The organism is Winogradskya humida (assembly GCF_016862215.1).
GTDB lineage: Bacteria > Actinomycetota > Actinomycetes > Mycobacteriales > Micromonosporaceae > Actinoplanes > Actinoplanes humidus.
Map to the genome: position 1 here is coordinate 37,501 of NZ_BOMN01000025.1, position 19,068 is coordinate 56,568.

At 69.1% G+C, this 19,068-nt stretch carries 17 protein-coding genes and 1 pseudogene; 8 read left to right on the plus strand and 10 right to left on the minus strand.

From position 1 onward, the window contains the following. Positions 1–27: 27 nt before the first annotated feature. Positions 28–804, plus strand: coding sequence for a DeoR/GlpR family DNA-binding transcription regulator (locus Ahu01nite_RS10560; protein ID WP_203836291.1), 777 nt, complete (start codon positions 28–30; stop codon positions 802–804). Continuing rightward, a complete protein-coding gene (gene galT / locus Ahu01nite_RS10565) occupies positions 801–1,892 on the plus strand; it encodes a galactose-1-phosphate uridylyltransferase (protein ID WP_203836292.1) in 1,092 nt (363 codons plus the stop codon). Before Ahu01nite_RS10560 ends, galT begins: the two co-directional genes overlap by 4 nt. Positions 1,893–2,073: 181 nt before the next feature. Here galT and Ahu01nite_RS10570 read toward each other — a convergent pair whose 3' ends face one another. Together Ahu01nite_RS10570 and Ahu01nite_RS10575 are read right to left on the minus strand one after the other, a co-directional pair. Then, a complete protein-coding gene (locus Ahu01nite_RS10570; protein ID WP_203836293.1) occupies positions 2,074–2,226 on the minus strand; it encodes a hypothetical protein in 153 nt (50 codons plus the stop codon). Positions 2,227–2,744: 518 nt separating this feature from the next. Beyond that, on the minus strand, positions 2,745–3,959 hold the full coding sequence (locus Ahu01nite_RS10575; RefSeq protein WP_203836294.1) for an NADP-dependent isocitrate dehydrogenase: 1,215 nt from the start codon (positions 3,957–3,959) through the stop codon (positions 2,745–2,747). A gap of 133 nt (positions 3,960–4,092) precedes the next feature. On the opposite strand from Ahu01nite_RS10575, the gene Ahu01nite_RS10580 reads away from it, so the two are divergent. The 3 genes from Ahu01nite_RS10580 (at position 4,093) to Ahu01nite_RS10590 (ending at position 7,296) form a co-directional block, all read left to right on the plus strand. Then, positions 4,093–4,407, plus strand: a complete 315-nt coding sequence (locus tag Ahu01nite_RS10580) for a hypothetical protein (protein ID WP_203836295.1) — start codon at positions 4,093–4,095, stop codon at positions 4,405–4,407. Positions 4,408–4,749: 342 nt separating this feature from the next. Then, entirely contained in the window at positions 4,750–6,417 is a 1,668-nt protein-coding gene (locus tag Ahu01nite_RS10585; RefSeq protein ID WP_203836296.1) for an alkaline phosphatase D family protein, read from the plus strand. 75 nt (positions 6,418–6,492) lie between these two features. Next, positions 6,493–7,296, plus strand: coding sequence for an MBL fold metallo-hydrolase (locus tag Ahu01nite_RS10590; protein ID WP_203836297.1), 804 nt, complete (start codon positions 6,493–6,495; stop codon positions 7,294–7,296). 152 nt (positions 7,297–7,448) lie between these two features. Here Ahu01nite_RS10590 and mdh read toward each other — a convergent pair whose 3' ends face one another. The 4 genes from mdh to purN all read right to left on the minus strand — a co-directional run bounded on the left by mdh (position 7,449) and on the right by purN (position 11,248). Next, the gene (gene mdh, locus Ahu01nite_RS10595) at positions 7,449–8,399 is read right to left on the minus strand and encodes a malate dehydrogenase (RefSeq protein ID WP_203836298.1); all 951 of its coding nucleotides are present in this window, start codon (positions 8,397–8,399) and stop codon (positions 7,449–7,451) included. Between the two features lie 84 nt (positions 8,400–8,483). Beyond that, on the minus strand, positions 8,484–9,074 hold the full coding sequence (locus Ahu01nite_RS10600; protein WP_203836299.1) for a pentapeptide repeat-containing protein: 591 nt from the start codon (positions 9,072–9,074) through the stop codon (positions 8,484–8,486). A 6-nt stretch (positions 9,075–9,080) separates the two neighbouring features. Continuing rightward, positions 9,081–10,634 carry a bifunctional phosphoribosylaminoimidazolecarboxamide formyltransferase/IMP cyclohydrolase gene (purH, locus tag Ahu01nite_RS10605; protein ID WP_203836300.1) on the minus strand — a complete coding sequence of 518 codons (1,554 nt, stop codon included), beginning with the start codon at positions 10,632–10,634 and terminating at the stop codon, positions 9,081–9,083. Next, positions 10,631–11,248 (minus strand): phosphoribosylglycinamide formyltransferase, encoded by a 618-nt coding sequence (gene purN, locus Ahu01nite_RS10610; protein WP_203836301.1) that lies wholly within the window; start codon positions 11,246–11,248, stop codon positions 10,631–10,633. The genes purH and purN overlap by 4 nt, the downstream gene beginning before the upstream one ends. 410 nt (positions 11,249–11,658) lie before the next feature. On the opposite strand from purN, the gene Ahu01nite_RS10615 reads away from it, so the two are divergent. Next, positions 11,659–12,045 (plus strand): DUF4190 domain-containing protein, encoded by a 387-nt coding sequence (locus Ahu01nite_RS10615; protein ID WP_203836302.1) that lies wholly within the window; start codon positions 11,659–11,661, stop codon positions 12,043–12,045. 184 nt (positions 12,046–12,229) lie between these two features. Here the strand turns inward: Ahu01nite_RS10615 and Ahu01nite_RS10620 are convergent, their stop codons facing one another. The 4 genes from Ahu01nite_RS10620 to icmB all read right to left on the minus strand — a co-directional run bounded on the left by Ahu01nite_RS10620 (position 12,230) and on the right by icmB (position 16,873). After that, entirely contained in the window at positions 12,230–13,639 is a 1,410-nt protein-coding gene (locus tag Ahu01nite_RS10620) for a cell division protein PerM (protein ID WP_203836303.1), read from the minus strand. A gap of 164 nt (positions 13,640–13,803) precedes the next feature. Next, positions 13,804–14,685 (minus strand): succinate--CoA ligase subunit alpha, encoded by an 882-nt coding sequence (gene sucD / locus Ahu01nite_RS10625; protein ID WP_203836304.1) that lies wholly within the window; start codon positions 14,683–14,685, stop codon positions 13,804–13,806. 4 nt (positions 14,686–14,689) lie between these two features. After that, a complete protein-coding gene (gene sucC, locus Ahu01nite_RS10630; RefSeq protein ID WP_203836305.1) occupies positions 14,690–15,868 on the minus strand; it encodes an ADP-forming succinate--CoA ligase subunit beta in 1,179 nt (392 codons plus the stop codon). A 600-nt stretch (positions 15,869–16,468) separates the two neighbouring features. Next, a complete protein-coding gene (gene icmB / locus Ahu01nite_RS10635) occupies positions 16,469–16,873 on the minus strand; it encodes a coenzyme B12-dependent isobutyryl CoA mutase small subunit (protein ID WP_203836306.1) in 405 nt (134 codons plus the stop codon). Between the two features lie 440 nt (positions 16,874–17,313). Between icmB and Ahu01nite_RS10640 the strand changes: the two genes are divergently transcribed. Both Ahu01nite_RS10640 and Ahu01nite_RS10645 read left to right on the plus strand, forming a co-directional pair. Beyond that, a complete protein-coding gene (locus Ahu01nite_RS10640) occupies positions 17,314–18,051 on the plus strand; it encodes a M23 family metallopeptidase (RefSeq protein ID WP_203836307.1) in 738 nt (245 codons plus the stop codon). A gap of 714 nt (positions 18,052–18,765) precedes the next feature. After that, a pseudogene (locus Ahu01nite_RS10645) lies at positions 18,766–19,068 on the plus strand (hypothetical protein); the annotation flags it as partial.

A 19,068-nucleotide genomic window follows, 5' to 3' on the forward strand; every position in this document is an offset into this window, starting at 1 on the left:
TCTTGTGCACTTTGCGGCTGGGCGCTGATGCTCGCCCAGCAGAGACAGGCCGCGATCCTTGACCGGGTGCGCGCCGCGGGTGGCGTGCGCGTCAGTGAGCTCGCCACGGAATACAACGTCTCCGACATGACGATCCGCCGCGACCTGGAAACGCTTGCAGAGCGTGGCCTACTCGCGAAGGTACACGGCGGAGCGACCACGGTCAGCCCAGGATCCGCGCACGAGCCGGGATTCGCCGCCAAATCCGTGCGCCAGCGCGCCGAAAAAGCCGCCATGGCCATGCGCGCCGCGTCCCTCGTCTCCCCCGGCGACGCGATCGCCCTCTCCGCCGGCACCACCACCGCGGGTCTCGCCCAGCGCCTCGTCGACGTCCCCGACCTGACCGTGGTCACCAACTCGATCCCGGTCGCCGACGTCTTCTACCGCGCCGGCCGCCCCGACCAGACGGTTGTCCTCACCGGCGGCACCCGCACCCCCTCCGACGCCCTCGTCGGCCCGGTCGCGGTCGCGGCGATCGGCACCCTGCACCTCGACATGCTCTTCCTCGGCGTCCACGGCATGAGCGAACGCGCGGGCTACACCACGCCGAACCTCATGGAAGCAGACGTCAACCGGGCCCTGGTCGAAGCGGCGGAACGCCTCGTCGTCCTCGCCGACCACACCAAATGGGGAACGGTCGGCATTTCTTCTATCGTCCCGCTCGACCGCGCCGACGTGGTCATCACGGACGACCAGCTCGACGAAACAGCACGCACGATCCTCGCGGAACAGGTGAACGAACTCATGGTGGTGAGCGCCCAGTGATCGAGAAGCGCACAGCGATCCGGCTGTCCGACGGCCGGGAGCTCATCTATTTCGATGAGACCCCGCTCCACGACCGCAACGAATGGCCGGACACCCGGGAGCTCCCGCCCCCGCCGCCCACTTCCCAGCTGCGCTACGACCCCCTGGTCGACGAATGGGTAGCAGTCGCCGCCCACCGCCAGACCCGCACTTTCCTGCCGCCCTCGGACAAGTGCCCGCTCTGCCCGTCCACCCCGGAGTTCGCCAGCGAGATCCCGGCGCCCGACTACGACGTGGTCACCTTCGAGAACCAGTTCCCGTCGTTCAGCGACCGCGTCAAGCCCGACGAGATCACCGCGCTGACCGACCTGGTCCCCGTCCGCCCCGGCGTCGGCCGCTGCGAAGTGGTCTGCTTCACCAGCGACCACAACAGCTACTTCGGCAACCTCACCCCGGCCCGGGTCCGCACGGTCGTCGACGTCTGGGCCGACCGCACCACCGAGATGTCGGCCCTGCCCGGCGTCGCCCAGGTCTTCCCCTTCGAGAACCGCGGCGTGGAGATCGGCGTCACCCTGAACCACCCCCACGGCCAGATCTACGCCTACCCCACGGTCACCCCCCGGACCCAGGCCATGCTCAGGGCCGCGTCCCGCCACGCCGAGAAGACCGGCGGCCGCAACCTGTACGCCGACGTCCTCGCCGCCGAGATCAAAGCCGGCGTCCGCATCATCTCCGCCAACGAGCACTGGACGGCGTACGTCCCCGCCGCCTCCCGCTGGCCCTTCGAGGTCCAGATCGCCCCGAACCGCCACGTCCTCGACATCCCCGCCCTGAACGACGCGGAGAGGGACGCCTTCGGCCCGCTCTACCTGGACATCCTGAAGCGCTTCGACGCCCTCTTCGACAAGCCGATGCCCTACATCTCCGCCTGGCACCAGGCCGTCACGGGCGAGGGCCGCGAGCTCGGCTACCTGCACCTGCAGCTCTTCAGCATCCGCCGCGCCGCCGACAAGCTGAAGTTCCTCGCCGGCTCCGAATCCGCCATGGGCTCGTTCATCAACGACGTCATCCCCGAGAAGGCCGCTCAGACCCTGCGCGACATCATCTGATCCTCTCTCCGAGCCCCGCCGGGCTTCTGCTCTCGGCTTTTTGTCACTCAGGGCGGCCTCGTGCGCATTGCGGCCGGTGCCCGGGAACACCACGGTTCGTCCGCCGTGGCACCGGGCAGGTCAGTTTCTGCCCGCTCACCTCGAGGGGCTTGATGGTCGCCGCCTCGGCGTTGAGCGTTCCTTAGCCGTACAGGTGCACTGCCGCGTAGCCCGCGCCCGAGGAGAGCAGGATGGCGAGGCCGACCCCGATCACGTACTTCCGGGGCTTCCTCTTCGCGATCTTCTTCGCGATCTTCTTCGCCTGGGCTTGGACGGCAGCGTCGGAATACCCCAAGGTCCCGAAGTGTCCTCTTTGTCCGCGGAACATGCGGCCAGACCGGCCGCCCGCAGAAGCTGACGCCGCCCACACCCCGCCGAACCGCAACCGCGCGTCGGAGTTAGCCCAGGTCGCGGCAGGGATGGGCTGTTCCGTCCGAACCTCGCCCCGGCCCCTGACGGACAGGCACACGCGGGCCGGGGATTTGAGGGGCGGGGATTTGGGGGGCGGGGATTTGGGGGCGGGGGGCCCGGGACAAGGCCCCCCGCTGGGAAGGGACGGCAGGCGTCACGCCCACAGACCGCGCCGGCCGAGAGGAACCGGTCGGCGCCCGGGACAAGGCAGCCAAACCGGCGGGCGACTCCTCAGCCATCGCGGCCGTCATCCGTCCTACTGGGGTAAACGACCGTCGTTTCCCCTGGTAACGAAGCCTAAACATGCGGTTTGCCGCATTTATTCTATTCCGTTGCACGTCCCCGGAAACACAACCGCCGGCCCGCTCGTCATGAGCGGGCCGGCGGCGGAGTGACCGAAAATCAGGCGAGCTTGCGCGCCAGGTTCTCGTCCAGGGCGTTCATGAACTCGTCGGTCGTCAGCCACGGGGCGTCCCGGCCGATGAGCGACGCGAGGTCCTTGGTCATCTGACCGCCCTCGACGGTCTCGACGCAGACCTTCTCCAGCGCGAGCGCGAACTCGGTGACCGCCGGGGTCCCGTCCAGCAGACCGCGGTGCTTGAGGCCGCCGGTCCAGGCGAAGATCGACGCGATCGGGTTGGTCGACGTCTTCTCGCCCTTCTGCCACTGGCGGTAGTGGCGGGTCACGGTGCCGTGGGCCGCCTCGGCCTCGACGGTCTTGCCGTCCGGGGTCATCAGGACAGACGTCATCAGGCCCAGCGAGCCGAAGCCCTGCGCCACCGTGTCGGACTGCACGTCGCCGTCGTAGTTCTTGCAGGCCCAGACGTAGCCGCCCTCCCACTTGAGCGCGGCGGCGACCATGTCGTCGATCAGGCGGTGCTCGTAGGTCAGCCCGGCCTTCTTGAAGTCCTCGGCGAACTCGGACTCGAAGATCTCCGCGAACAGGTCCTTGAACCGGCCGTCGTAGGCCTTCAGGATCGTGTTCTTGGTCGACAGGTAGACCGGGTAGTTACGAGCCAGGCCGTAACGGAACGACGCGCGCGCGAAGTCCCGGATCGACTCGTCGTAGTTGTACATACCCATGGCCACGCCACCGGCCGGGAAGTCCGAAACTAGGAACTCCATCGGCGCCGAGCCGTCCGTCGGCGTGAACGTCATCGTCAGCTTGCCCGCACCCGGCGCGACGAAGTCGGTCGCCTTGTACTGGTCGCCGTGCGCGTGCCGGCCGATGATGATCGGCTTGGTCCAGCCCGGTACGAGCCGGGGCACGTTCTCCATGATGATCGGCTCGCGGAACACAACGCCGCCGAGAATGTTACGGATCGTGCCGTTCGGCGAGCGCCACATCTTCTTGAGGCCGAACTCCTCGACGCGCGCCTCATCCGGGGTGATCGTCGCGCACTTCACGCCGACGCCGTGTCGCTTGATGGCGTTGGCCGAGTCGATGGTCACCTGGTCATCGGTCTCGTCGCGATACTGGATCGACAGGTCGTAGTACTCGAGGTCGACGTCGAGGTAAGGCAGGATCAGCTGCTCCCGGATCTGCTTCCAGATGATCCGGGTCATCTCGTCGCCGTCGAGCTCCACGACCGGGTTGTTGACCTTGATTTTCGCCATCGGCCGGCGCTCCTCTCACGGGACACGTGCTTTAGCAGTACGAGCGTACTGCATGAAGCACGAAGATCGCTGCCGGGCCGCCATGACCGGCGGCACAGACAACACTGGCATGGGCGATCTACCCTTATCCACGATGCCCGCAACCCAGCACCCCAGCGAAAGCCCCCAGCGCCCCCAGCGCCCGGGGCTGACGTTCGGCACGCTCGACCCCCGGGCACGCCGCGCCAAGCGCACCCGCACCGGAGCGATCCTGGTCATGGCATCCCTGGTCGCGGTCCTGCTCGCCATCTTCACCAGCAACCTCTGGCTGGTGGGCGCAGCCATCGTGCCGGTCGCGGCATTCGTCCTGCGCGAGCAATCACCCGAGCTCGCCGCAAAATCAACAGCAACCACCCTGGCCGCCGCAGTCAGCCTCATCCTCCTCGGCCTCGGCATCGCCCACGCCTGACCACCCCGCACGACCCTGTGACCCCGCACGGCCCTGAGACCCCGCACGGCCCTGAGACCCCGCACGGCCCTGAGACCCCGCACGACCCTGAGACCCCGCACGGCGGCCATGCCACCGCGCATTGCACCGCACCCGCATGGCCCTGCTACCCCCGCACGACCCTGCCACCCGTGCGGCTCCGCCACCCGTGCAACCCTGCCACCCGTGCGACCCCGCCACCGTTGCCGTGGCCTAGCCACCACTCCGCGCCGCAAAGGAAGCTCCCGGCTCGGCGGTGAAGAAACCTTCTGGCCGCAAGGACACGTTCGGGTCGTCGTAACCTCCACCCGATCGCATTGAAATATGTCTCTGCCAGAAAAACTGCACCTGCCGATCAGCCGCCGCCTCTTCGTCTCGGGCGCGGCGGCCGTCGCCGCCGGTCCGTTGCTGGTCAAGCCCGAAGGCGGCTACGCCCAAATCCCGACCAGAAATGCCCGGCACCTCCCCGAAGGCGTCTTCACCCTGGGCGTGGCCTCGGGCGATCCCCTCCCCGACGGCGTGGTCCTGTGGACCCGTCTCGCCCCGTCCCCGGTCACCGGCGGCGGTATGCCCGACACTCCCGTCCCCGTGGAGTGGGAGATCGCCGAGGACGAGCACTTCCGGCGCAATCGCCGGCGCGGGCTGACCACCGCCGTTGCCGGACTGGGTCACTCCGTGCACGTCGATGTCCGCGGCCTGCGCTCCGACGCTGTCTACTACTACCGCTTCCGCGCCGGCACGCAGATCTCCCCCGTCGGCCGCACCCGCACCGCACCGGCCGCCCGGTCCCGCCCGCGCAACCTCCGCTTCGCGTTCGCCAGTTGCCAGGATTACCAGGCCGGGTTCTACACCGCCTATCAGCACCTGGCCCAGGAGGACGTCGCATTTGTAGCTTTCCTGGGCGACTACATCTACGAGGGCCCGCGCAATCCGAACGCCGCGCGCCAGCACGAAGGCACCGACGAACCCTACTCGCTGGAGCAATATCGCAACCGCCACGCGCAGTACAAGACCGACACGAACCTGCAGGCCGCGCATGCCGCCTTCCCGTGGATCGTCACCTTCGACGACCACGAGATCGACAACAACTGGGCGGACGAGGTGCCGCAGGATCCCGGCCTGCAGACCCCGGAGGCGTTCCGCGCGCGGCGCATCGCGGCGTTCCAGGCTTACTACGAGCACATGCCGCTGCGCCGCAGCTCGTTGCCCTCCGGCCTGGACATGCAGGTCTATCGGCGGCTGCGTTTCGGCTCGCTGGCCAGCATGCACGTCGTGGACACCCGGCAATACCGCAGCGACCAGCCCGCCACCCTCGCCGCTGCCCAGGACCCTGCGCTCACGATGACCGGCCCCGACCAGGAGAAGTGGCTGGTCGACGGTCTCGAGTCGTCGGGCAGCCGCTGGAACCTGCTCGCCAACCAGGTCATGTGGGCGTCCAACGACCGCAAGGCCGGGCCGGAGCAGGTCTTCGACTTCGACAACTGGGACGGATATCGGGTGCAGCGCAGGCGGCTGCTGGAGCGTTTCGGCGCGGGCCGGGTGAGCAACCCCGTCGTGCTCACCGGCGACCGGCACTGCACCTGGGTCTGCGACCTGCGGCCCGATTTCGACGACCCGTCGAGCCCCGCGGTCGCCGCTGAGATCACCGGCACGTCGATCACCTCGGGCGGCATGCCCGACGTGGCCGCCTTCCACGCCTCCTACGATCCGATCATGGCGGAGAGCCCGCACTGGCGTTACATCGACAACCAGCGCGGATACGTCGTCTGCGACGTCACCAAGGACCGCATGGTGAGCAGCCTGCGCGTGGTCGACACGGTCTGGGCCACCTCCGCGACCGTGCGGACGGCCGCGGAATTCGTGGTCGAGGCCGGCCGGCCCGGCATCGCAGCCGTGCAGGAGGAGCCGGCGACGGCGCGGGCCGCTGCCCGGTGGGATGGTCCGATCTTCGACGTTCACGACGACGAGAATGCTTTTCCGCTGAGGTCATAGCAATGCCCCCTGTGGACAACCGTGCATTGTGGATAACTCCCGATCTTGTCGGTCCGGCTGGTTAGAGTCCTGGCCATGACCGACGCAGTCCGCAAGATCGGGCCCGTCACCGTCGTCGCGCTCGACGACGCCGACGGGCCGCACTTCGACCTGAGAGAAGACGCGTTCCCGGCGGCGACCCCGCAGGACTGGGCCGCCGCCGACGCGCTCGACCCCGATTCACTGACCCTCGACGGCCGGTGGTGGCTTCGCTTCCGCAGCTTCGCCCTGATCGGCCCGGACGGCCGGGTCACCCTGGTCGACGCCGGCATCGGCCCGGCGAATTCCCTAGCCGCGGAATGGGCACCCGTGCCCGGGCGGCTGCCCGACGCGCTCGCCGAGGCCGGCATCGCCGCCACCGACGTCGAGACGATCGTCCTGACCCACCTGCACACCGATCACATCGGCTGGGCGGTGCCGGCCGACTCACCCTTCGTCAACGCGCGGGTGGTCGTGCAGCGAGCCGAGGTCACGGCGTTCCGCGCGGCACGCGACGTGACCCAGCAGGAGGAGGTCCTCCTGACGCCGCTGCACGAGCAGGGCCGGCTGCACGTCATCGAGGGCGACACGCAGCTGACCACCGAGGTGCGCGTCGTCGCCACGCCCGGTCACACGCCGGGCCACCAGTCGGTGCTCGTGGAGTCGGGCGACGAGTCGATGCTGGTCACCGGCGATCTGCTGGTCCACGCCGTCCAGCTCATCCGCCCCGAGCTCGCATACGGCCACGACATGGATGCCGAGCTGGCCCGCAAGACGCGACTGTCCATGCTGGAGCACGCCGCCGGCCGCAAGTCGTTGCTGGCCGTGTCACACCTGTCCACGCTATGGAGCCAGGCATGACCGACCCCAGCAGACCGGCCGCGCAGAGGCCCCTGCAGGAGAAGCCGGCCGCGCAGAGACCCCTACGGGAAAAGCAGAAAGCCGAGCCAAACCGGCCCGGCTTCCACAACACGCGACCCGGGCCGCGGGGGCCCGGGTCTCGCAACAATTCGTCAGAGCTCGGTGATGTCCGCCTGCTTGGCGCGGACAGCCTCGGCGGCCTCCTTGAGACCTGCCAGCTCGGTTTCGGTGAGGTCGGTCTCGACGACCTTCCGCACGCCGGTGGCGCCGATCTCGGCCTCGACACCCAGGTAGACACCGGAGATGCCGTATTCGCCGTCGACCCACGCGCAGACCGGCATGACCGCGCCGGAGTCCTCCGCTACGGCGCGCGCCATGCGGGCGGCCGCGGCAGACGGGGCGTAGTAGGCAGAGCCGGTCTTGAGCAGCGCCACGACCTCGGCGCCGCCGTTGCGGGTGCGGGTGACGAGCTCCTCGATCTTGTCGGCGGGGAGCAGGTCGGCGAGCGGCTTGCCGCTGACCGTGGACTTCGACGGGACGGGCACCATCGTGTCGCCGTGCGAGCCCAGTGTCAGCGTGGAGACGGTGCCGACCGGCACCTGCAGCTCCTCGGCGACGAAGTTGGTGAAGCGGGCCGAGTCGAGCATCCCGGCCTGGCCGAGGACCCGGTTCTTCGGGAACTGCGTGGCGATCTGGGCGAGTGCGGTCATCTCGTCCAGCGGGTTGGAGACCACGATGACGACCGCGTTGGGTGCGTACTTCGCGACGTTCTCGGCGACCTGACGGACGATCTTGGCGTTGACGCCGAGGAGGTCCATCCGGCTCATGCCGGGCTTGCGGGGCAGGCCCGCGGTGATGACGACGACGTCCGAGCCCTCGATGGCCTCGTAACCCTCGCCGTTAGGGCCGGTGGTGGCGCCGACAACCTTGGTCTCGAAGCCCTCGACGGGGCGCGACTGGTTGAGGTCGAGCGCGAGTCCTTCGGGCTTGCCCTCGACGATGTCGGTGAGCACCACGGTCTCGAAGATGTCGTACTCGGCGAGCCGCTGTGCGGTCGTGGACCCGTAGAAACCGGCGCCTACGACGGTGACCTTCTTGCCCATGCTCTCACTCCCAGACGGTGGGACGATTTTTCGCGACCGTATCAGTCGGTTAACTCCGTATTACCGACCAGGGCCGACACGCGACTATCCGATCACAGCTCCGTGGGCCTGGGCGAACAACCCGGCCTGCGAGATGTCGATCTTCGCGCCGGTCAGATCGAGGCCGCGCAAGACGACTCCGTCCAGGTCAGCACCCCTGAGGTCGGCGCCCTTGAGCACCACGTCCTTGAGCCGGGCGTTCGAGAGGTCGGCTCCTCGCAGGTCCGCCTTGGTCAGGTTGGCACCTTCGAGGTCCGCTTCCCGCAGGCGCAGACCGGCGAGCTTGGCGGAGGTGAGGTTCTGGCCGCGCAGCGACACGAAACCCCAGTCGCCGCCGTCGATCGTGAGCGGTCGCAGGCCGCAGTCGATGAACTGGGTGCCGGTGAGCTTGCACCCGGTCATCGTGGCGTCGAAGAACGAGACGCGCTGCATGACCGACTGCGTGATCGCACACCGGGTCAGCTCGGACGCGTTGAAACGTACGTTGCCGAAGTGGCAGTGCGTGAACGTGCAGCCGGTCAGCCGGGCCTCGGACCAGTCGATGTCGTGGAACGCGCAGTCTTCGTAGTCCGCGCGTTCCACGTCGGCGAGCGCCCAGTCCTTGCCGGAGAACGTCTCGTTGAGGATCTTGGCCATGGGACGTCAGTGGTAGAAGTGCCGTGTTCCGGTGAGGTAGACGGTCATGCCCGCCTTCTCCGCCGCCTCGATGACCAGGTTGTCGCGGATCGAGCCGCCCGGCTGGACCACTGCCTTGATCCCGGCGGCGATGAGCACCTCGAGGCCGTCGGGGAAGGGGAAGAACGCGTCGGAGGCCGCCACGCTGCCCTTGGCCCGGTCGGCACCGGCCCGGTTGACCGCGAGGTGCGCGGAGTCGACCCGGTTGACCTGGCCCATGCCGACGCCGACGGTCGCGCCGTCGTGCGCCAGCAGGATCGCGTTGCTCTTCACCGAGCGGATGGCCCGCCAGGCGAAGGCGAGGTCGCGCAGCTCATCAGCGGTTGCTGCCGCACCGGTCGCGAGCGTCCAGCTGGCGGGGTCGTCACCCTCGGCGTCGATGCGGTCGGACAGCTGGACCAGCACGCCGCCACCGATCTGCTTGATCTCGGCGGACGGCGGGTTCCAGGCCGGCGCGACCAGCACGCGCAGGTTCTTCTTCCCCTGGAAGATCGCGAGCGCCTCGGGCTCGAAGGAGGGCGCGACGATGACCTCGGTGAAGATGCCGTCGAGCTGCTTCGCCAGCTCGGCCGTGACCTCGCGGTTGACGGCGATGACGCCGCCGAAGGCCGACACCGGGTCGCAGGCGTGCGCCTTGCGGTGCGCGTCGGCCACGTCGGCGCCGATCGCGATGCCGCACGGGTTGGCGTGCTTGATGATGGCCACGCACGGGTCGGTGAAGTCGTTGGCGCTACGCCACGCGGCGTCCGCGTCGACGTAGTTGTTGTACGACATCTCCTTGCCGTGCAGCTGCTCCGCCTGCGCGAGCCCCACCGGAGCGTTCGGGTCGACGTAGAGAGCCGCCTGCTGGTGCGGGTTCTCGCCGTAGCGCAGCGCGCTCTCCTGCTTGAGCGCCAGGCCCGCGAATTCCGGCCACTCGGCGGGGGCCAGCACGGTGGCGCACCAGTTGGCGACCGCGACGTCGTATTCCGCGATGTCGGCGAAGGCGCGGGCGGCGAGCATCTTGCGCTGCGTCAGCGTGAAACCGCCGGACTTCACCGCGTCCAGGATCAGCGGGTACGCAGCCACGGCGGTGACAACCGCGACGGAGGGGTGGTTCTTCGCGGCCGCGCGGACCATCGCGGGACCACCGATGTCGATCTGCTCGACGCACTCGTCGACGCTCGCGCCCGAGGCCACGGTCTGCGTGAACGGGTAGAGGTTGCTGACCAGCAGGTCGAACGGCTCGATCGAGAGCTCGGCGAGCTGCTGCTCGTGCGTGGGCAGGCGCAGGTCGGCGAGCAGCCCGGCGTGCACCTTCGGGTGCAGCGTCTTGACCCGGCCGTCCAGCGTCTCCGGGAAACCGGTGAGCTCCTCGACCCGGGTGACCGGCACGCCGGCGCCCTCGATCGTCGAGGCGGTCGAGCCGGTGGAGACGATCTGCACCCCGGCGGCGTGCAGCGCCTGCGCGAGATCGACCAGTCCGGTCTTGTCGTAAACGCTGAGCAGCGCCCGCTTGATCGGGCGGAGACCCTCGGTCATGGGATGGTGACCTTCCTGTCCGTGATGGTCCAGCCTTCGCGGACCAACCGGCCGATGCTCTCGACGAGTTGCCGGCGCTCGGCTTGCTTGATGCGCTCGGTCAGCGTCTCTTCCGTGTCGTCCTCGAGGACGGGCACGCTGACCTGGGCGATGATGGGTCCGGTGTCGACGCCCGCGTCGACGAAGAACAGAGTGGCGCCGGCGAGCTTCACCCCGTATGCGAGGGCGTCGCGGGGGCCGTGCATGCCGGGGAACGACGGCAGCAGCGCGTTGTGGGTGTTGAGATACCGGTCACCGAAGGCGTCGAGGAATTGTTTGCCGACCAGCTTGAGGAAACCGGCGGAGATCACCAGGTCCGGTTGGTGCTCGGCGACGTGCGCGGTGAGAGCGGCGTCCCAGTCGTCGCGGGTCGGGTATGCCTTCACCGAGTCCACGAAGGTCGGCACTCCGGCGGCGGCGGCCCGATCGAGGCCGGCGATGCCGTCCCGGTCCGCGCCGACGGCAACGACCTGCGCGCCGTACGCGGGATCCGCGGCGGCGTCGAGAAGTGCTTGCAGGTTGGAGCCGGAGCCGGAGACCAGAACGACCAGGCGGGAGGGCGCGGGGTCAGTCACCCGAGCACCCTACCTGAGGCACCGCCCCGCCCAGCCCATCGCCCGCGCCCCCTGTGGCCAGCACCTCAGCCCGCCACAAAGGTGCCCGGCAAGCCGCCGACCAAGCCGCCAGGGCAAGCCGCCAACCAGGCCGCCAGTGCAAGCCGGCCAACCAGGCCGGCAAGCAGGCCGCCAACCAAGGCGTCAACCGGCCCACCGAGCAGGCCGCCAACCAAGGCGCCAGTGCGGGGATCAAAAACGGACGCGGAGGATTGAAAACATCGATGCACTGGGCAAGAGGAACTGAGCAAGCGGGACCGGGCATGCTGTCGAGCGCCGTGACCAGGCAAATGGGGCAGCGCGCGACCGTGTGACAACGGTACGATGCCGGTCTTCAAGCAGCCTTTTCCTCCCTCGGTAAGGATATTTTTATGCAGCCAGGCCAGGACGACCCGAACCAGCAGCCGCCCGGGTCCTTCCCCCCGCCGCCCCCGTCGTACGGTGCGCAGCCGCCCTACGGCGCGGGCCCGACGCCCCCGCAGAACACCCAGGGTCTCGTCGGCATGATCCTCGGCATCGCGGCGATCCCCCTGCTGTGCTGCTTCTACCTCGGCCTGCCGCTCGGCATCGCCGCGGTCGTGGTCAGCTACCTGGGCCTCAACAAGGCCAAGGCCGGTCTCGCCACCAACCGCAGCCAGGCCCTCGCGGGTCTGATCTGCGGTGCCATCGCCGTGGTCCTCGGCATCGCCGGCCTGATCTACTCGATCGTGGCGGGCTCCTGGAACATGTCGAGCTACTCGGACTTCGGATCCAACTGATCCCGTCCAACCCCAGCAGGTACAGGGGCTCAGCAGGTAGAGGGCCCCAGCAGGTAAAGGGCCCAAGCAGGTAAAGGGCCCAAGCAGGTAAAGGGCCCCAGCAGGTAAAGGGCCCAAGCAGCCGAAGGGCGGCCCCGGCAACAAGCCGGGCCGCCCTTTCTGTTGCGCAACGATGTGCAGAGGCCTACTTGTTGTGATGCACAGGCGCCCGGAAGGCCCGCCCGGCGGCGGCCCCGATGCTGGCGCAAACGCCGACCACGGCTGCGGCGACCAGGGCGACCTGCCACGGCACCGGCCCGATGTCCGCCATTTGCCCGTCTCCCAGCGGCCCGCCCGACAGCCATGAGACCACCCCGAGCACCAGGCCCGCCACGGGGCCGGCGATGACGGCGGAGGTGAGCACGAGGGGCCAGGGCGGCTCGACCGGCGGCAGGTCGCCGTTGGGGTGGCGGCCGTCGACCAGGTGGCCGTCGACCACGTGGTGGATTGTCATCAGGCGGCGGGTGAGCAGCCAGCCGGCAGCCATGGCGGCGAGCACGGGCACGGCGAGCAGCAGGGCACCGCTGGCGCCCATGGGTCCGGCGGGCAGGCCGGCCAGCAGGGGCAGCGTCGGGAGGACCGGGCCGACGGTGAGCTCGGTCAGGCGTACGGCGGAATCGGCTCCCAGAGAGAAGCCCGGGCCCAGCAGGTAGGCGGCCGCCCAGACCGCGGCATTGGCGCCGTAGGCGAGGCTGACCAGAGTGATTCCGGCCTGGCCCGCGGCGCCGGTCCGGTAGGCGGCGATCATCTCCGCGGCCTGCTTGCCGCCGACCGCGACCGAGAGGCCGGCGAAGATGGCTCCCGCAGCGAGGATGAACATCGCGGCGACGACACCGGTGCGCAGTCCGTGCCGTAGCGGCTGGGGGATGCGCCGGGCGATGACGACGAGGGCTTCGGTGCTGCGCAGCGAGCCGATCAGCGAAAAGAGCAGGCCGGCGAGGAAAAAGTGGATCCCGGCCCGGGTGGGTGTGACGTCGGTGCCGCGGCCGTCGACCGCGAGGGCCGCGAGCAGGCCGATGATCCCGTAGATGAGCCCGATGGTGACCGCGACGAGCAACGCGGCCCGAATGGAGCCGCTGCGGCGGGCCCCGATCGCCCGGGTGACGTGCAGGCCGGCGCGGTTGAGGCGCCAGCCCACCAGCAGGGTCAGGAGCAGCGGCGCGAGCCCGAGCGAGCCGATCGAGGTGCCGATCGGGACGCCGTGGCCGAGCAGCCACCCGGCCAGCCCCGCGTGCATGGCGCCGCCGAGACCGCCCTGTCCCTCGAGCGTGCGTGCCAGGCCGATGACCGCGGCGACCGGGACGTACGAGAGGAATGCCGCCCAGATGGTCGCGAAGGCCGCCGCGACCGGTAGTGGGGCACGGCTGCGGGACGCGCCCGGCTGGCGCTGGCGGGGAAGCTTGACCGTCTCCCGGTTGTCGGTGACGCGGACGGTGGGTTGTTCGGTGAGGACGGGGACCGTGTCCCGGACAAGGTCGAACTCGGCCTCGGCGGCCTCGGACGGGTCCCCCGAGCCGGCGGATCGACCGGTGGGGCGGTCGGGTGTTGTCGGCATCGCCGCCTACTTTTCCACGCCGGACGGCCCTCGGCGACGCAGAAACGGCGAGTCGTCGTCACCGGTTCGCTCCGCGGCCTTCAGGAAACGCCACAGAAACGACGACGCGCCGCCCACCGGACGTGACTGGTCCGGGCGGCGGCGCGCCTTCTGGCGTACGAAAATCAGCTCATGACCTCGCGCATCAGCCGCGCGGTCTCGCTCGGGGTCTTGCCGACCTTGACGCCTGCGGCCTCGAGGGCCTCCTTCTTGGCGTCCGCCGTGCCGGCCGAACCGGAGATGATCGCGCCGGCGTGGCCCATGGTCTTTCCGGGCGGGGCGGTGAAGCCGGCGATGTAGCCGACGACGGGCTTGGTGACGTACGACTTGATGAAGTCGGCGGCGCGCTCCTCGGCGTCGCCGCCGATCTCGCCGATCATCACGATCGCGTCGGTGTCGGGGTCGTCCTGGAACGCCCGGAGCGCATCGATGTGCGTGGTGCCGATGATCGGGTCGCCGCCGATGCCGACCGCGGTCGAGAAGCCGAAGTCGCGCAGCTCGTACATGAGCTGGTAGGTCAGCGTGCCGCTCTTGCTGACCAGGCCGATGCGGCCGGCCGGGGTGATGTCGGCGGGGATGATGCCGGCGTTGGAGGCGCCGGGCGACGCGATGCCGGGGCAGTTCGGGCCGATGATCCGGGTCTTCTCACCCTGCGCGATGTTGTGCGCCCAGAACGCGGCGGAGTCCTGGACCGGCACGCCCTCGGTGATGACCACGGCGAGCGGGATCTCGGCGTCGATGGCCTCGAGCACGGCGGCCTTGGTGAACGCCGGCGGCACGAAGATGACCGACACGTCGGCGCCGGTCTCCTTGATCGCCTCGGCGACGGAGGCGAAGACCGGGAGCGCCGTGCCGTCGAAGTCGACGGTCGTGCCCGCCTTGCGCGGGTTGACACCGCCGACGACGTTGGTGCCCGCGGCGAGCATCCGGCGGGTGTGCTTGGAACCCTCGGAGCCGGTCATGCCCTGGACGATGACCTTGGAGTCCTTGGTGAGCCAGATAGCCATGTCGTCACTTCCCCGCAGCTGCGAGCTCGGCGGCGCGCTCGGCCGCACCGTCCATCGTGTCCACCCGCTCGACGAGCGGGTTCTTCGCCTCGTCCAGGATCGCCCGGCCGGCCTCGGCGTTGTTGCCGTCGAGGCGGACCACGAGCGGCTTGGTGACGGTCTCGCCGCGGTCACCCAGCAGCGCGAGCGCCTGGATGATGCCGTTGGCGACCTCATCACACGCGGTGATGCCACCGAAGACGTTCACGAACACCGACTTCACGGCGGGGTCGGAGAGCACGACCTCGAGCCCGTTGGCCATCACGGCCGCGCTGGCGCCGCCGCCGATGTCGAGGAAGTTGGCGGGCTTGACGCCGCCGTGCTTCTCACCGGCATACGCGACCACGTCGAGCGTCGACATGACCAGGCCCGCGCCGTTGCCGATGATCCCGACCTCGCCGTCGAGCTTCACGTAGTTGAGGTTCTTGGCCTTGGCGGCCTGCTCCAGCGGGTCGACCGCGGACTGGTCGACCAGCGCCTCGTGGTCGGGGTGCCGGAACCCTGCGTTCTCGTCGAGGGTGATCTTCGCGTCGAGCAGCAGCACCCGGCCGTCGCCGACCTTGGCGAGCGGGTTGACCTCGACCAGCGTCGCGTCCTCGGCGACGAACGCCTGCCAGAGCTTCACCGCGATGTCGGTGATCTGCTCGGCGACCTCGGCGGGGAACTGCGCCGCGGCGACGATCTCGCGGGCCTTGGCCTCGGTGACGCCCTCGTTGGCGTCGATCGTGATCTTCGCGACCTTGTCGGGCTGCTCCTCGGCGACCGTCTCGATCTCCATACCGCCGGCGACGCTGGCGATGCAGAGGAAGGTGCGGTTGGAGCGGTCCAGCAAGTAGGAGAAGTAGAACTCGTCCTTGATGTCCGCGGTCTCGGCCAGCATCACCTTGTGCACGGTGTGGCCCTTGATGTCCATCCCGAGGATGTCGGTCGCGCGGGCCTCGGCCTCATCGGCATCCGCCGCCAGCTTCACGCCGCCGGCCTTACCGCGGCCACCGACCTTCACCTGCGCCTTGACCACGACCCGTCCGCCAAGTCGCTCGGCGATCGCACGGGCCTCCTGCGGGGTCTCGGCGACCCCGCCGCCCAGCACGGGCAAGCCGTGCCGTTCAAACAGGTCGCGCCCCTGATACTCGAACAGGTCCACGTGTCTCCTTTCGCTCGCGACGCCTACCCGGTAAACCGCGTACCCGCGTCCCGACCTGTGTCCGCGGCGCGTCGTTGCGTCGCCGCCAGCGTGAGAGATTTGTCAGCCCCAGGGTGATTCTGAGACCTCGATTCGCAGCCTAGCCACACCGCCGGTCACGGAACGCCCGCGGGTGCGAGCTGTGCAAGACCACACAACCTTTGTTAAGTACGCCCGGCGCCTCCCTCAACCGCATCAGCCCCGAACCCCGCCTCCGGCGGCTCGCGCGACCCGGGCATCTGCCCACTTCAGGCCGTACCCAACTGCCGGGTGAAGGTCTTTGGTCGCCCTTGCCCCGCACCCGATCCTCCTCGCCCCGCGACCCCGCGCGCCCCGCCGTTCGCGTTTGGCGGAAGAAGCCCCGTAACCCCCGTCTGGAGGCGTCGTTGAGTGTGATGTCAACGCGCTGAGCGCGGGGGCGGAAAGCGGCCGATGCCCTGTCGGTCGAGGGGTGGCGGCGGGGCATCGTGCATAGAGAGGCCGGACGTGTGAGGGGTGCGTCCGGCCTCTCCCTTAACTCTTCGCAGTTAAATGGTTACTAATTCGCGGCGCCCGCCCTATTCAGGCAACCGGCGTCGCGACATTGGCGCGTACCCATTCGATGATGGAAGCCGTCGTCGCACCCGGGGTGAATATCCGGGCAACGCCGAGTTTTTCGAGCTCCGCGATGTCCTCGGGCGGAATGATGCCGCCGCCGAATACCACGATGTCGGCCGCATCACGCTCGGCGAGCAGTTCGAGCAGCCGCCGGAACAGCGTCATGTGCGCCCCGGACAACACCGACAGCCCGATGGCATCGGCGTCCTCCTGCAGCGCGGTCTCCACGATCTGCTCGGGCGTCTGGTGCAGACCGGTGTAGACGACCTCCATGCCGGCGTCACGCAGGGCCCGCGCCACCACTTTGACGCCCCTGTCATGCCCGTCGAGCCCAGGCTTGGCGACCACAACCCTGATCCGTGCTTCCATCTGCGACCCCTTCGGCGCGTGTCGACCCCAGCCCGTCGACCCAGAGCTATGACACGACCTTAACGAACGCTAACCCTCCCGCGGTGAACCTTCGAGCCCGCGGCCGCGTACTACTCCGCGGAACAACACCGCCCCGACGCCCATCCGCAAGCACCGTCAACCGTATTTCACGTCACATTACTTTGTGCGCCGCGCATAGTTACGGAGCGCTAACCGCCTCGCTAACCCGAAAAGCTGACCAACTCGGACATTGTCCAACGAATACCCAGAGGGAACTGTCAGAGAATTGGCGCTGCGACTTGTGACCGGCGTTGCGTTTGGTTACCGTGGCTCCCGGCTGCCAACTGGTTTACTCCGGTCCGGTTGCCCGGCAAACCACCGTTCATCAGTTGTTCCCGACGGTGGGACCGCCGCTCTTTGCCATCGACGGAGGGTTGTTCGTGCGTCAGCGCTTGTCGTCTGAGCCCGACCGCTATCGCGGCCGTCGTCGCGTTCCTACCCCGCCGCGCAGTCGTTATGCGGCGGTTGTCACTTCTGCCTTCGTCGGCGCGGGTGTGGTTGCCCTCGGCGCCGCGACCCAGCTGCCGGATGCCAAGGCGGTCAACCCGGAGGTCCTGAAGAACCTCCAGGCAGCCGCAGGCGTGCAGGACGCCCTCGCCGACCGCACCACGGACAGCGGCGACCGCGCCTCCCGAGGCGACGAACGCGGCTCCGACGACGCGGCCCTCTCGCAGGAAGCCCTGGAGAAGGACCCCTGGGTCCTCCCCCTCGAGGACTACACGTTCACCGCCCCCTACGGCATGCGCTTCGGCGTCCTCCACGAGGGCATCGACCTCGCAGCCCCCGAAGGCACCCCCTTCAAGGCGGTCCACGGCGGCACGGTCAAGCAGGCGGGCTACAACGGCGGCTTCGGCTACTCGGTCACCGTCCAGCTCGACGACGGCTCCCAGATGATCTACGGCCACGCCCGCCGCGTCCTCGTCAAGGTCGGCGACAAAGTCAACGCCGGCCAGATCATCGGCGAGGTCGGCAACACCGGCCACTCCTTCGGCACCCACCTCCACCTGGGCATCTACGTCAACGGCAACACCACGGACCCGGTCCCCTACCTCCGAGCCCACGGCGTAGACATCAAGCTGAAGATCGAGTCGGTATACGGCTCCCTCGCAGCCTCCTGACCCCTTCGCCACAAACGCAGCCAGCGCCCAGACCCGCGCGGCCGCCACCCCTCTCTCCCAGCGCTCCCGTACTCTGAGCCCTGACCCCCGCTGCCACGCCTTGTGATGGCACGGCCCCCTGAGCCCCGCGCGCTATTGAGCGCCCAAGCTCAGCCCCCGCGGACCCGCAATGCTCTGGTAGACGGTCCCCAAGCCTCGCTCCGCCCCCTGAACCATCCGTGGTCCCGATCCCCGCCGCCACCTCACCACAAGGCCCCACCACAGCCGTGGCAGCCCAGGCGCGAGGCTCGGGCCAATCGCGCCCAGGCCCCCACACGATCGCGGCCGCCTAGGCGCGAAGTTCCGGCCGATCGCACCCAAGCACACACACAATCGTGGCCGCCTAGGCGTGAAGTTCCGGCCGATCGCGCCCAAGCCCCCACATGATCGCGGCCGCCTAGGCGCGAAGTTCCGGCCGATCGCGCCCAAGCCCACATACGATCGCGGCCTCGCTCGCGTCGCCAGGGACACGGACAGCGGCCCGGGGCGCGGACCCAGCTCATTCCCAGGACGCCGCTCTACCTCAAGCCCATGCCTCGTGCGGTCATCCAGGCTGAGCGCAACCCAACGGCAACCGGGGCGGTAGCAAGCACCGCCAGCGCCTCAGGGCCTCGCTGAACGGTGCCGACAGGCAGGTGTCGGACCGGACGTCGAGGCCTGAAGGGTTGGTACATCGTGCAGCACCGAGCCCCGCGACACGCAGGTGGTCGCCACCGCAGGACGGAACCGCTGCACAGCCACCGCGCCCCGAGCGAACCCCTGGCCGAGAAGGGCCGCTACGCGATGGCCGCCGCCCTGGTAGCAGGCGTGAGCGTGTCCGGCGTAGCACTCGCCGGTGAGAGCGCGACCCCGGCCGGCGCCACAAGCCGCACCCCAAGCATCGCCCTCAGCCCGGCCACCACCAGCCCGGCCACCACCAGCCCCGCCGCCCTCAATCCAGCAGCCCTCAGCCCAGCAGCCCTCAGCCCAGCAGCCCTC

Coding starts and splice junctions, on each gene's coding strand:
- Ahu01nite_RS10560 (WP_203836291.1), top strand. CDS start 28: ATGCTCGCCCAGCAGAGACAGGCCGCGATCCTTGACCGGGTGCGCGCC.
- Ahu01nite_RS10575 (WP_203836294.1), bottom strand. CDS start 3,959: ATGGCGAAAATCAAGGTCAACAACCCGGTCGTGGAGCTCGACGGCGAC.
- Ahu01nite_RS10580 (WP_203836295.1), top strand. CDS start 4,093: ATGCCCGCAACCCAGCACCCCAGCGAAAGCCCCCAGCGCCCCCAGCGC.
- Ahu01nite_RS10585 (WP_203836296.1), top strand. CDS start 4,750: ATGTCTCTGCCAGAAAAACTGCACCTGCCGATCAGCCGCCGCCTCTTC.
- Ahu01nite_RS10590 (WP_203836297.1), top strand. CDS start 6,493: ATGACCGACGCAGTCCGCAAGATCGGGCCCGTCACCGTCGTCGCGCTC.
- mdh (WP_203836298.1), bottom strand. CDS start 8,399: ATGGGCAAGAAGGTCACCGTCGTAGGCGCCGGTTTCTACGGGTCCACG.
- Ahu01nite_RS10600 (WP_203836299.1), bottom strand. CDS start 9,074: ATGGCCAAGATCCTCAACGAGACGTTCTCCGGCAAGGACTGGGCGCTC.
- purH (WP_203836300.1), bottom strand. CDS start 10,634: ATGACCGAGGGTCTCCGCCCGATCAAGCGGGCGCTGCTCAGCGTTTAC.
- Ahu01nite_RS10615 (WP_203836302.1), top strand. CDS start 11,659: ATGCAGCCAGGCCAGGACGACCCGAACCAGCAGCCGCCCGGGTCCTTC.
- Ahu01nite_RS10620 (WP_203836303.1), bottom strand. CDS start 13,639: ATGCCGACAACACCCGACCGCCCCACCGGTCGATCCGCCGGCTCGGGG.
- sucD (WP_203836304.1), bottom strand. CDS start 14,685: ATGGCTATCTGGCTCACCAAGGACTCCAAGGTCATCGTCCAGGGCATG.
- icmB (WP_203836306.1), bottom strand. CDS start 16,873: ATGGAAGCACGGATCAGGGTTGTGGTCGCCAAGCCTGGGCTCGACGGG.